Raw genomic sequence first — 13,446 nt, forward strand, 5'->3', positions numbered from 1 at the left:
TTCCCCATTGATGCATGCTAGTGCTGGCGGGCGAGTAACACTCCACCGCCGAGGAAGGCCAATACGGTGACGACGATCCCGAAGCCGGGACCCGTAGTCGTCGTTGTTGCCTGGTTCGTCGTGTCGGGTGTGCTCGTACTATCAGCTCGAGGTCCGTCCCCACTATCGTCTCGAGGTCCGTCACTGCTATCGACCGATTCTTCCGACCTGGACGGTGTAGGCGTCTCGTCCGTCTGGATAGTTATCGACCCGGCCTCCGAGTCGTCCCCGGTATCGACTTTGTATTCGACGGCGTCCGAGCCCTCGACGGTCACATCGAGTGAGACTCGTCGGGTCTCGCCACCATCGAGACGTACTGCCTCGCGAACGCGCTCGTGGCCGTCGATGGACAACGAGACGTTCCTCGAGCCAGCACGGTCGCCGACGTTCTCGACGGTGGCCGTGACCGTGATCGTCTCACCTTCGGTGACTTCCGTCGGCCCATCGAGATCTCCCAGTTCGAACTGGGCTGGCGCACGGACCGTCGTTTTGGCACGCTGGGTCGAGTTCCCGACGGTCACGGCGTGTGTCACTGTCCTGCCGGTCGGTTCCGCCGCCGTGAACTCGACGCGGTGGATCGACTCACCCGGCGTGACGCGAACGCGCTTGTCGGTCGACTGCTCGCCACTACGGTAGGAAACGGGGATTGAGACGGGTGTGTCGGCAGTGTTCTCGAACGTCGCCTCCACAGCGTAGGTCTCGCCCGGCGTGACGGTCGCCGGTGCGCTCACGTCTTTGCACTCGACCGTATCCCGATCGAGGGCCGCGAGGGTGCCGAGATGTCGCTCCGCAAGCGTGACGTCGTACGTTCCAGTCTCGTTTACGGACCACGCGACTGTTTCCACCGTGTCCGCGTATCCGGAAACGAAGACGGTCTCTTCGGCGACTGTCTCGCCGTCGGCCGAGACCGAGAGGCGCTCGCTTCCGGGCATCCCGCCGTCGTTTTCGAACCTCGCGGTGACCGTGGCCGTGCTGTTGGCGAGAATCGCCGACGTGTCGAGCTGTGCGTCGGTCCGCGTGACGTTGGCGGGCGTCCGAACGTCGAGCGTCGCCGTATCGGTCTTTCCGTTGACGGTGACTGAGACGTTGGCCGTCCCTGTCTCGGACGGGACTACGGTCCTGTTCTCGATCGAGACAGCACCGTCGACGTCGTAGTCACTCGTCTGCGTCGCCGTGGTGGTCGAGCCGTCGTACAACTCCAGCGTCACCGTGACGTCGGTCGTGTCCTCGACGCTGAGAGGCGAGTGTCCGACCGTGACGTCGACGTCCTCGACGTGTTGCTCTAAGACCGGATAGCTGTCTGTCGTCATGAAATTGGTCCCGACGAAGAGGTACTCCATGTTCTCTTTCGCGGCTGGGCCAGTCATCTGGTCGGTCGTCAAGCCGGTAACCTCTCTTGATCCTTTGCCGACTCCTTCCGTGGTGCCACTCGAATTGAGGTCCCAATATAGTTCTGAGAGAGTAGGCGAGACGGTATCTGCCCATCCGAAAACTCCACCTGTTTGAGAGTTGCCGCGGATGGTTGATACTGAAAATGAATTTCGTATTTTATTTGATCGTCTGCTCAGTGTCCCAATGATCCCACCAGCTGCCTTATCTTTAGATTGGACCATTCCATGAGATGTAGATCCAAGAATTGTACTATCTGTAGATAAAAATCCGAGAACACCCCCAATATATTCAGAGCCGATAACATTAGCAGTCGATCTTGAACTCTGAAGATCCCCTTTATGCATAGTCCCCGCTATACCACCAACCATTCTGGCCCCCTCAATTTTCCCATCTACAGACATTGAACGAATCTTTCCATCCTCACAATAGCCCACGATTCCACCGACGTGATTTTTTCCGATGATATCTGCTTCTCGGACATGAATCGACTGCAGCTCCGCTCCTTTAGTAGCTCCAAAAAGCCCGACATGATCTTCAGAAACCCTCGTGATTGAAAGGCCCGTGATTACGTGATCACGACCATCTATGGACCCCTTAAAAGGCCCATCCGGATTTGACCCCACAGGATCAAATCCTTCTCCTTTGTTCCAGTCTGCTGTCTCAGTAGCATTGATATCAGCAGCGAGAACGTAACTGGCGGAAAGGTCCTCTTCCATGGCTTGGAGCTCTTCTGCGTTTGTAACTACATATGGGTCTTCAGCGGTTCCAGACCCGGATAATGATTCAATGGATGTCATTTCAGATGCCGCAACCATCCCACTAATACTCATACCGAAGGCCAGAGCAATTATACAAATTACAATAGCAAAAAACGATTTTGAATGTGAAACTGTATTCCTCATAATTAACGATAAATCACTACCTCGGTGGACTCATCAGTAGCCTTATAATCGGAGTCGGAAGGAGGGATGACTTCGAACTCAAGACTTCCTCGATTTTGATCGGATCTGAAGTCGATATTTGCCTTATCTCGATCCGGACTACCTGAGATAATATCCAATTTGGCTGACCCATTTGTGGTGTTGAGTTTCATTGGTTCATCAACCAGCGTCAAACTCCCACTCCGAACCAGCACGTGCGCGCCCTCGACCGGATCGCCTTCGCTCGTCACGACACTCACGTTCGTCGTCTCACCCACCTTCACCAGTTCGTCGCTGAACTCCACGGTCACGGTCTCGTCCTGGAAGCTGTCGTCGAACTGTCCGAGGACGTTCATCATCAGCGAGAGGGCGGCGACGCCGACGACCAGTGCGATCACCAGCCGGATCGGTAACCCCTCGATCGCGCGTTCGTCCCCCGCGAAATCGCCAGTTCTGCGTCGCATACCGTTCGTGGCTGCGCTCTGTCTTATAAACTCCCGGACGACCGTCCCTTCAAGTGCGATGGCGGGGCCAGGACCGCCATGACGTTCGTCCTCGGCCGCGGTGACGCGGACGACGACCTGCCGAAGATGCGCCTCGGAACCTACCGAGCCCTCGACGGAAGTCCCGGTGCGGACCTATTTTTGGACCTCGACCGTCCGCACGCGATGCTCGTCGTCGGCAAGCGCGGCTACGGAAAGTCCTACACGCTTGGCGTGCTCGCGGAAGGGCTCGCCGCGACGCCCGGTATCGCGCCGACGATCGTCGATCCGATGGGAATCTTCGGGCCGCTCGCGGGCGGTTCGAATGGCGAATCGAACCGGGATTTGGGTGGCGATGCGATCGCCGCGACGGTCTTCGAAGAACCGACAGTCGCGCCCGACACCCTCGATCCGCGATCGTGGTGTGCGCTACTCGGTCTCGACCCCGAGAGCGGCGCGGGCAGTCTCGTCTGGCGAGCGGCACAGGAACGTTCGACGCTCGCAGGCATGCGCAAACATATCACTGACGGTGATGCCCCCGACCGGGACGAGCGTGCTGCTCTCAATCACCTCCGACTCGCCCAGTCCTGGGGCGTCTTCGACGCGGAGGGGATCGACGCCGAACAGCTCGGCGGCGGTGAGATCACGGTCGTCGACGTCTCTGGACACGAGACGGCGGCGATGAGCGCCGTCTGCCGGGGCGTCGGCGAAGCGCTCTACCGCGCCGGCGTGAGCGACAGCGTCGATCGGCTCCCGTGGCTGCTGGTCGATGAGGCACACACGTTCTTCGACGGCGTCGCGGCGAGCGCCCTCGAGACCATTCTCACGCGGGGGCGCGCACCCGGCGTAAGTCTCGTTTCAGCTACCCAGCGACCGAGTGCCGTCCCCGAGGTCGGGGTCTCACAGTCGGACGTTCTCCTCTCCCATCGACTGACTGCCGGGGCCGACCTCGACGCACTCAGGCGGGCCCAGCCGACGTACATGAACGGCTCACTGGCGGATCGGATGCCCAGCCAACCGGGCGATGTCGTCATCGTCGACGACGCCACGGAGACGGTCCACGCGGCCCGGGTTCGCGAGCGCGAGACGCCACACGGCGGTGACAGCCCGGCTGTGAGCGAAACCTCCTACGGCCAGTCCATCGAACGCAACGGACGGCCAGAGCATGTCGATGTGCGCCCAGAGTAGACAGCCCGCGGCTGCTGTCAACTCCACTCACCCCAAAGTTCGATGATCCGATACGTCCTGGCGATCCTGCTGACGGTGGCGCTACTTGGAATCGGGGTGGCGGGCGTCGATCACGCCACGACAATTCGGAGTGAAGCGCAGGTCGAGACTCAGATCGCCGAGATCGAATCTGCGGTGACCTCACTCCACGAGACCGAGGAACCGACCCCGACGGAGCAAGCCGGCGCGCGACGCGTGCTCGAACTCGATCTACCGTCGTCGGGATTCGCGTCGGAACCGGTCGACACCTTTCGGATCAGACCGGACGCCCCCGGCATCACGACGATCGAGTATCGCGTCGATGGACGAATGACGCGCACGAAACACATCGAGACAATCATCAAAAATCACAATGCCTCGGATGGGACGACCGATCTGAGCGGGGTTACAGGCCGCGTGACTCTCGCGCTCTCGCTCACAGCGGCGAGAAGTGCTCCCGGGAGCGATCCGGGGACGTATGTCACGCTACGGGTGCTGTCGAGGGGTCGATGAGTGAGTGCCGTCGCGGTTGTCTGGAGGGACCCGACCGAATGCTGCAATCGGTGAGCGACACGGACGTTTATAACGGAGTGGGCAGCCACCGTCCCTATGCCGGAACTGTCGGCCGGATCGTCGGCCGCTACGTTCGCCCGGGCAGTGGGCTTCGAGACGGTCCTGAAACTGCTGGACAGTGAGCACGGGGACGCGTGTTCGTGCCGACCGGAGAGAGACGGCGACCGATTGCTCGTCGACGCAAGCGAGTGCGACGGCGATCTCGCCGCTTCGTCAGCCTGTCGTGAAACGGTCCTGCGGGAACTCGCGACCGATCCGGTTACGGCGGTTGTCGTCGAGTCGGACGGCCTCCAACACCGGTATCGACACGAGGCGGCGTCGCTCCTCTCGGCGATCGGTCGGTTTCTCGAGCTCCTCGGAGCGGACGAAGAGGCCATCGAGCGCCGCGTCGTGACTGAGCCGCTCGCAGTCGCGGGGGACCTCCGTGAACGAGTCGATCCGATCGCGGACGTCGGCGTCGAATCTGGTCTCGTCGAGACCGCCGCTCGTCTCGATGACGTGTCCGAGATCCTGACACCAGAGCGTGGCCTCACGATCGGCCACTACTTCGTCGATCACTCGATCGGCGACGACGTCCGACTTCGGGAAGTCATCGACCTCGACACCGGCAGTCGGGCACGCGTCTACGCCCGCCCGAACGGCGTTCCACGGTACGTCCTCGACCCGGTCGAGCTTGCGCTCTCGGAATCTAATCGGCGAACGATCCTCGACGGCTACGAACGGATTGCGAACGGGGAGCTGGCCGGCGACGGGGCCGCGACCTATGCGATCGAAGCGGCGGATACCGGCGCAGTCGACCCACAGTTGGCGTCAGTCTTGCGAAAACATACGCGTGGCTACGGTGTTCTCGAGGACCTTTTCGCCGATCCGGAGGTCACCGACGTCTACCTCACGGCACCGGTGGCACGCAATCCACTCAGAGTGGTTCGCGGTGGGGAGTCCATGACGACGAATGTCTCTCTGAGTTCCGACGGGGCACACGCGATCGCGTCGCGGATCAGGCGCACGAGCGGGCGGGCGTTCTCGCGGGCGACGCCGACCGTCGACGCGAAAGCGACCCTCGACGGCGAGGCCGAATTACGCGTCGCTGGAGTAACCAATCCGGTCTCCGAGGGAATCGCCTTCGCGTTCAGACAGCAAACCGGGGATCGGTTCACGCTCCCGGAACTCGTCCGGAACGGGACCGTGACGCCGGAGGTCGCGGGATTTCTCTCAGTCGCGATCGAGTCGAACGCGGCGGCGCTCATCGCCGGAACCCGCGGGGCAGGCAAGACGACGCTGCTCGGGACGTTGTTGTACGAACTGACGGCGGACACCCGGACAGTCGTGATCGAGGACACACCGGAGCTACCGGTCGAGTCGTTGCAATCCGTGGGCCGTGACGTCCAGGCGCTTCGAACCGGGACGGGTCACGGGCCGGAGATGACCCCGGCGGAGGCTCTGCGTACGGCCCTTCGACTCGGTGACGGCGCGCTCGTGGTCGGCGAGATCCGTGGCGAGGAGGCACCGGTCCTCTACGAGGCGATGCGGGTCGGTGCGAACGGAAACGCCGTCCTCGGAACGATCCACGGCGACGGCGCGGGCGACGTCTACGAACGCGTCGTCACGGACCTCGGCGTCGACCCGTCGTCGTTCGCGGTGACTGATCTGGTGGTGACGATCCAGACAGTCCCGACGCCCCAGGGCCGTGACCGCCGGGTCTCCCGTATCGAGGAAGTGATCTACGACGGGAGCGACGTCTGGTTCGAACCGCTCTACGAAACTGATGGGACAGCGCCCCGACCGACCGGTCGGATCGACCAGGGCGAGAGTCGGTTCGTCCACGAGTTGTCCGGTCCAGCGGGGGCCTATGCGGACGTGCGAGAGTCGATCGCCAGGCGAGCCGACCGGCTGGAGACGCTCGCCGCGGACGGCCGAACCGAACCCGCAGAAGTCGCCAGCGCGTACGCCGGCCGGAGCCGATCGAACTGATGGCGGTTCGTTCGGCTCTGCTCGTCGGCCTCGCGTGGCTCTATCGTTTCGAGGTCGAAGCGAGTGACGAACTCGTCGAGTCGGTCACGTTCCTGGGGTCGCCGCACACGCCCGAGACGTACGTCAAAGCCGGGTACAGTGCCGGCATTCTCGGGGCGTTGGTTCCGATCGGATTCACTCTCTGGCTCCCCTGGTACGCAGTCGTCGGCATATCGCTAGGGTGTTCGCTGGTGTCGATGCACGTCGTGCAGACGCTCCCGCACGTGCTCGCGTCGTTCGAACGGACCGAGGCGCTGGGGGACGCACCGACCCTGATCGGGCGGGCAGTCCTCCGGATGCAGATCGAACCCTCGACCGAATCAGCCATCAGGTTTGCCGCCGAGACTGGATCGAGCTCGCTGGCGAGGAACCTCGAGACACACGTCGAAGCCGCCGTCGGGACGCCACGGACCGGCCTGCTGTCCTTCGCCGAGGAGTGGGCCGATCGGTTTCCGGCGATGCGGCGCTCGGCGTACTTACTGGCGAGTGCCGGGGAGGCACCCGAGGCCGAGCGCAACCGGACGCTGGATCGCTCGCTTGCGGCCGTCCTCGACGGGACGCGCGATCGCATGGCCGAGTTCACGAACGCGATCCGCGGGCCGACCACGATACTGTACGCCTTTGGCGTGATGGTTCCGCTCGCGCTCGTCGCACTCGTTCCGGCCGTCGGGTTCGTGGGTTACGAGCTCAGTATCTGGTATCTGGTCGTTGGATACGACGTCGTCCTGCCGATCGTTCTGGTGGGGGCGAGCCTCTGGCTGCTCGCACGCCGGCCGATCGCGTTTCCGCCACCGAAGGTCACTCGCGCACACCCGGACGTTCCGCCGCGAGCGCTCCCGACGCTGCTGTGGGGTGGGCTCGGGACGCTTGCTGGGTACGCGCTCGTCACCGCAGTCGGTGTCGGCTACCTGGCCCCGATCGCCAGTGGTGGTCTCGGCATCGCCGGGGCGCTGATCGGATACGTCCGTCCCATCCTTCAGGTGCGAACGTACGTCCGCGAGGTCGAGGCGGACCTCACCGACGCGCTGTATCTCACGGGCCGACTCGTCGACGACGGCAACTCCGTCGAGACGGCGATTCAGCGGGCTGGAGAACAAGTTCCGGGGGAGACCGGCGATCTCTTCGCCCGCGCTGCCGGCCTCCAGCGTCGACTCCACGTCAGCGTCCACGAGGCGTTCCTCGGCGAGTACGGCGTCGTCACGACAGTGCCGAGCCCGCGCGTTCGGGCCACCGTCGAACTCCTGGCGATCGCCGCCGAACAGGGTGCACCGGCCGGGCGCGCGATCGTCTCGATGGCCGATCACCTCGACGAACTCCGGGACGTCGAAGCCCAAACGAGACGACAGCTCTCGACGATCACCGACACGATCGACAACACCGCGACGTTTTTCGGGCCGATGGTCGCCGGGGCGACTGTCGGGCTTGCCGGCGGCCTCGCCGGGGAGGGAACGGCGATCGTAGACGGTGCGACGACGCTCCCGATCGAGCAACTCGGCATCGTGATCGGGGTCTACGTCGTCTCGCTGTCCTTTATCTTAGTTCCGCTCGCGGTCGCCCTCGAGGACGGCCTCGACTGGCCGTTGCTCGGCTATCGAATCGGCCGCTCCCTCCTCGGGGCCGTCCCGATCTACGTCGTCACCATTGTCGTCGTGGGGGCGACGTTCTGAGCAGTCGTCTGTGACTTTAAGTACGATACCCGGGCCAGGAGACCCAACCGCATGGACGGCGTACTCTCGGGCCGCGGGCAGACCGAACCCCTGGCAGCGCTGGCTGCGATCGCACTCGTCTGTACGGCGATCACGCTCTACACCGGGCTGTACGGGACGCTGTTCGACTCGGTGGGCGAGGAGCGCGCGCTCGGTTCGGTCACGGCCGAACGGGTCTGGGACGCGATCGGCGAGAACGGGGTCTACGACAGCGACGACGACCTCCGAACGCGAATCGAGCCGGCGACGATCCCACAGGGTGCGAACCTCGAGGTGACGGTGACGTACGTCGGTGACGACGGGCGGATGGAAACGGCGGGATCGGCGACCTTCGACGCCCGAGGAAGCGTGATTCGGACGGATCCACCGTCGACCGCCGAGCGATTCGAGCGGTCGGTTCCGGTTCGGATCGCACCGGGCGACCTAAAGCCGGGGACGCTCACGGTGGTGGTCTGGTCGTGAGGCGGCCGTCTCGCGCGATAAGCACTGTCGCAGACGTCACGCTCGCGATCCTGCTGATCGTCGCCGCGATGGGCGTCCTCGCGACGTTCGTCGACAGCGAGCAGAAGCGCCACGATCCGATGACTGCGGAGTACACGGCCGAGACGATCGCCTCGGGGACGATGAACGTCACTTACGACGTCGAAGCCGCGATCGACGACTACGCCGACCTCGCGGGCGTCGATGCTGACGCCGATTACACCGACAAGGAACTCAAACGGCGTGCCCACGGGCCGATTGTCGCCCACGCCGCGGCGGCGGCCGTCCGCAACCTCGAGGTCGATCGCGACGCGCTCCGGGACGGATCCGGGCACGGCACCGTCGAACTGTCGAAAGACGCCGCGTACGAACGCGCCGTCGACGAGGCACTCCAGACTCGCCTCGTCGAGTCGAGTTTCGACACGCAGGTGATCGCCGTCTGGGAACCGATCGAGGGTGGCCCCTTGCGCGGGGCAGCCACGCTCGGACAGACGCCGCCAGTGGACGCCGACGTGAGTGCGACAACGATCACCGTCCCGGTCGACGTGCCGTCGGTGCGTCAGCGAACTGTCGATCGGGTGGACGATCCGGACGACTTCGGGATCGTCGCGAACGCCGTCGCGTCGGCCGTCATCGACGGGTATCTCCCCGAGCGACGTTCCCAGCGAGCACTCGAAAGTGCCGGCGTTCGGCACGATCTCACGGCGTATCGCTACCGGCGGCTGGCGACCGTTCTGAGAACACCGACGAACGGCGTCGAATCGACCGTCGTGCCGGTACTCGACCGTCGAACGGCCAACGCGAGCGTCGCCAACACGGCGCTGACTCGGGCGCTCGGGACACAACTCGAAGCCGATCTCGAGTCGGCTGATCCGGCACGCCCGGCTGCTGGACCGCTCGGGAACGGGACGGCGGCAGCCGAGCGCGTCTCGACGGGGACGGTCACGATCACGGTGAGAACATGGAACTGACCAAGCGAAGTGACGACCAGAAGCGACGGAAGCAGCGAGGTCGGGGACCGGACCGACGATTGGGAGACGACGATCGGGGCCGCGTCCCGTTTGCGATCGTCGGGGTCGTGCTCTTGCTCACGAGCGTCGCGTTCGTGGGCCACGTCCTCCCACAATCGACCGTCACACCGGACGTCGACGCGAGCGTCGCGATCGCACAGACCGAGGGAGTCACACAGTCCGCGATCCGAACGGGGGCAAAGCGTGGTATCGAAGCGGCCGCCGCCCGGCCGGTGACCCAGGCGAGCGACACCGCGTGGGGGACGGCTCTCGCTGCCAACAGCACGGATTCGACCTCCTCCGCCTCGACGGCCGAGGGGGCGCTACCGAGCGGGGCGTTTCGAAGATACCTCGCGGCGATGATCTACCTCGAAGTCGAGTCGACCGTAGAGCGGGCCGGACAGCAGGTCGGAGATGTCCGGACGAATGTCTCCGTGCCGTCGATCGAAACCCCGGCCGACCTCCGGGCGGCGATCGATCGTGTTAGCCTCTCGACGGCAGCGGAAGGCGTCCTTACGGTCACGATCCCAAACGTGACGATTCGTGCCAGGTCCGGCAACCGAACGCTCGAGCATCGAGAGACGGCGATGACAGTGTCGATTGCGACGCCGATCGCGCAGCTACACGATCGCGTCGAGCGCTTCGAAGACGCCCTCGCGGCCGGCGTGACCGAGCGTGGGCTGACCCAGCGGTTCAACGCGCGGATCTACGCGCTCGGGTGGGCGCGGGGCTACGCACAGAACTATCAGGCTCCGATCGTCCAAGTGATCGCGAACAGACACGTCCAGCCCGCACTCAACGACGCCATCTACCGGACCCAGAGAGACGTTTTCGGCGCCGCCGATCCGGAGTTACAGGACGCAAACAGACTCGGCTGGACCTGTATGGCGCTGAAGGACGGCGGTTCGATGTTCGACGAGTACATGGGATCGAACGACGTCAGCTACGGGAACACCACGTTCACCGGCGACGAACTCGTTTTCGAGCGCTCGAACGGGACGCTGTCGGCCAGCGTCCCGACCGACGGGGCGAGTACCGCGGAGGCCCTGTGTTCGGGGGCCGAACTGGCACTCGGCGATCAGATCACTGGTGAACTCCCCGCTGCGCCCGGGACCCGCGACCTGCTCGGGCAGGCCCCCGGGATGAACGCGACCGAGACGATCGGCGTCAATCAAACGTCGTACGTCCCCTTCGCCCGGATGGCCGCACCAGATGGAGATCGGTCGATCGAAAATGTGATCGACCGGATCTACACGATCGACGGGCGCGCGAACACGAACACCCGCGTCGTCGACCCGCTCGAACTCTCCGGGACGGCGACGTGTACCAACGCGACGGACGAGCGAGGAACGTGTGCGAATGGGACGTGTGCGAACGCCACGCGAGGGACGTATACAATCTCGAACGGACGCACCGTCGACGGAGCGCAATTCACCGAGAGGACGACCCGGCCGGAGGACTACTACGAAGCGAGATCCACCGTCGAAGTCAGTGTGTCGAAATACAAACGATGTCCGCCCGGCCAGGACAACGCGCTGATCGACACCGACACGATGACGGTCGACGTCCGCACCCAGTTCGGTGAAGCCGACGCGAACCCGAACGCCGAGATCGACGGGGTGAACCCGATTTCCATCGGGGATGACAAGTACGACCGCGGGGCTGCGGTTTCCGGACTGCCGGCCGATTTCAGGAACTACGCCGGTAGCGAGTCCATCGTGACGGAATCACTCCTCGGCGACGAACCCAACCCGGAGGCACACGCGGCGTGGGTGAAATCAGCGTTGCCGAACCGGATCACCACGGAAGCGGACATCACGGGTCCAATCGCCGAGCAGTTGAACGTCCAGAAGCGAGTGACGCTCGATCACGACCGGTTTCTCGACGCGAAACTCGCCGCGGCGATCGCGTCGGATCTCACCGAGATGCGGCGGGCCGCGGCCGATATCACGTACGAATTCTCACGGACGGATCTGCTCGAACGTGGCGAGAAGAGTCCGTTCACGCGGCTGATCGAGAAGACGGAGACGACGTTGACAGAGCGGTATCTCGACCGGGCGGAACCCTACGACAGCGTCGGTCAAAAGGCGATCTACGAGGCGCGGTACGCCTACCTCCAGGCCCTGCTCGCGGAACTCGAAACAGTCGAGTCCGGCCACGAGAAGGCAGTCGGCGGCATCGACGACAAACTCGACGGGGCCGACCTGAGTCTGGAGAAGGCACTGACGTTCTTACAGGAAGGTGTCTCGGCGGACGAGCCCGATCCCGTGCCGATGAACTCCTCGAATCTGACGGGGACCGTCACCTACGAGGTCTCAGGCGCGCCGACCTACCTCGTCGCGGAGAACCTGACGAAACGGGATGTCCCGGCGATCCCGGCCGGGGCGGAGTTCACACCGCTCGCGATGCGAAACGAAGAGCTCCTGGATTCGCCCATCGACGATATCGCCAACGGCCTCGTCAGCAACGTGCTCGATGCGATCAACCTGGGCGGGTCCGACGCGACGATACCACTCAAGACGGCCGGTGACGTGCTGCTGGCCGGCAATCTCGCCGCGGACGTCGAGGACGATCCGATCACGAACCGCAGCTTCGAGACGTCTCTGGCTGCGCTCGAGGACACGGTCGACGAATCGCTCTCGACGTTCGGCGAAACTGTCGCCGATGGGACTGTCAAGCAACTCTACCCGCACGATGCGGCCGCGTGTGTCGTCGCCGAGGACGCGGCCCGTGGTAGACGCGGACCATCCTGTGCAGACCGGTACGGCGACTCGCTGGTCGCGACGATCACCGCCGCTCACGACGAGATCGAACGTCGCGCCGACGAAGTCATCGCGGGGTACGACACGACGGGCGAGCGGGCGGTTGCGATCGGCAAGGGGAACGCGACTGCGCCGCTCGTCGAGACGATCACCGACGCGATCGACGCGGAGGCGTATCGACCCAGCGCGTTCACCGAGACCTACGACGCCGAACAGTGGCCCCACTTCGTCGAGTCGGCGCTCCGGCCTGCGATCGAGAACGCCAGCGCGATCACCGTCGATATCGAGGACGGACAACACGTCACCACGATCGAGGAGACTGTCAAAACCAAGATCGGAGACGTGGCTACCGGCGTGGTCGAGGATCGGCTCGGCGACCTCACGAAACGGGCCCGCGATCGCATCAGCGACAAGATGGCGTCGTGGGGCGGTTCGTGGTCGAGTAAGCTGAAACGGCCAGCCAGAATCGCCGGCGGGCTGCCGTTGTTGCCGGTCCCCACCCACTGGTACGCGACGGTCAACGTCTGGGACGTCGACGTTTCCGGGGCGTACACGCGCTTGGAGGTGGACGCAAACGTTGGCAGCCCCACCAAGACGACCGCGACGACGTACGTCCGGGAGAACCGAACGGTGAGCGTCGACATCGCGGGTGAATCGCGCCGACTCGGCAGGGTCGAACCGATCGACTTCACGACGCGTTCGGTTCTGATCGTCGTGACACCGACTGGCGTCGGCGTGGGCGATACTGACGGGGAGAACCCGGAGTGTTCGCCGACGTATCCGGCGGTCGGCGACGTCGACCCGGACGCAATCCAATGTGAGTATGACGGCACTGGGCACTGAGATGGCGTCGCGAAGATCGAAAT

General features: G+C 64.0%; 9 protein-coding genes. 7 read left to right on the forward strand and 2 right to left on the reverse strand.

Annotated features, from left to right (window positions below; genetic code table 11):
- Positions 1-17: 17 nt before the first annotated feature.
- Positions 18-1,406, reverse strand: a complete 1,389-nt coding sequence (locus HTIA_RS16575; protein WP_008525063.1) for a CARDB domain-containing protein — start codon at positions 1,404-1,406, stop codon at positions 18-20.
- 929 nt (positions 1,407-2,335) lie between these two features.
- The gene (locus HTIA_RS01065; protein WP_008525062.1) at positions 2,336-2,815 is read right to left on the reverse strand and encodes a hypothetical protein; all 480 of its coding nucleotides are present in this window, start codon (positions 2,813-2,815) and stop codon (positions 2,336-2,338) included.
- A gap of 78 nt (positions 2,816-2,893) precedes the next feature.
- Here HTIA_RS01065 and HTIA_RS01070 point away from each other — a divergent pair, with 78 nt between their 5' ends.
- From HTIA_RS01070 to HTIA_RS01100, 7 genes are all read left to right on the forward strand, one after another.
- Positions 2,894-4,021 carry an ATP-binding protein gene (locus HTIA_RS01070; protein WP_008525060.1) on the forward strand — a complete coding sequence of 376 codons (1,128 nt, stop codon included), beginning with the start codon at positions 2,894-2,896 and terminating at the stop codon, positions 4,019-4,021.
- Between the two features lie 42 nt (positions 4,022-4,063).
- A complete protein-coding gene (locus HTIA_RS15395) occupies positions 4,064-4,552 on the forward strand; it encodes a DUF7311 family protein (protein ID WP_008525058.1) in 489 nt (162 codons plus the stop codon).
- A gap of 96 nt (positions 4,553-4,648) precedes the next feature.
- On the forward strand, positions 4,649-6,583 hold the full coding sequence (locus HTIA_RS01080; RefSeq protein WP_008525056.1) for an ATPase, T2SS/T4P/T4SS family: 1,935 nt from the start codon (positions 4,649-4,651) through the stop codon (positions 6,581-6,583).
- Positions 6,583-8,289 carry a type II secretion system F family protein gene (locus HTIA_RS01085; protein ID WP_008525055.1) on the forward strand — a complete coding sequence of 569 codons (1,707 nt, stop codon included), beginning with the start codon at positions 6,583-6,585 and terminating at the stop codon, positions 8,287-8,289. The genes HTIA_RS01080 and HTIA_RS01085 overlap by 1 nt, the downstream gene beginning before the upstream one ends.
- Before the next feature lie 51 nt (positions 8,290-8,340).
- Positions 8,341-8,790 carry a DUF7285 family protein gene (locus HTIA_RS01090; protein ID WP_008525054.1) on the forward strand — a complete coding sequence of 150 codons (450 nt, stop codon included), beginning with the start codon at positions 8,341-8,343 and terminating at the stop codon, positions 8,788-8,790.
- Positions 8,787-9,779: a DUF7284 family protein gene (locus HTIA_RS01095; RefSeq protein ID WP_008525053.1), complete on the forward strand. Its 993-nt coding sequence runs from the start codon at positions 8,787-8,789 to the stop codon at positions 9,777-9,779. The genes HTIA_RS01090 and HTIA_RS01095 overlap by 4 nt, the downstream gene beginning before the upstream one ends.
- Positions 9,770-13,423 carry a DUF7286 family protein gene (locus tag HTIA_RS01100; protein ID WP_020935925.1) on the forward strand — a complete coding sequence of 1,218 codons (3,654 nt, stop codon included), beginning with the start codon at positions 9,770-9,772 and terminating at the stop codon, positions 13,421-13,423. Before HTIA_RS01095 ends, HTIA_RS01100 begins: the two co-directional genes overlap by 10 nt.
- Positions 13,424-13,446 lie beyond the last annotated feature (23 nt).

The sequence above is a fragment of the Halorhabdus tiamatea SARL4B genome, assembly GCF_000470655.1.
GTDB lineage: Archaea > Halobacteriota > Halobacteria > Halobacteriales > Haloarculaceae > Halorhabdus > Halorhabdus tiamatea.